This window comes from Clostridium sp. UBA7503, assembly GCF_002477055.1.
GTDB classification, from domain to species: Bacteria; Bacillota; Clostridia; order Clostridiales; family Clostridiaceae; genus Clostridium_J; species Clostridium_J sulfidigenes.
Genome location: NZ_DLNT01000017.1, coordinates 1 through 212 on the forward strand (window position 1 = coordinate 1; position 212 = coordinate 212).

Below are 212 nucleotides of genomic sequence, written 5' to 3' on the forward strand. Positions count from 1 at the left end.
TATTTCCAAATAACAAGGTTAATTTAAAATTTTTATTATTTAAAATTATATTAATAATTTTTCATAATTAATATATATTAATTCTAGAATTTTAAAAGACAGATCCCTGAAATCTGCATGGATAAAACAACTATTTACCTATTAAACTATTTAAATAGTTTACATTTTAACTGTTCATCCGATGACTACCAACTCTAATACTCCCATCTTCT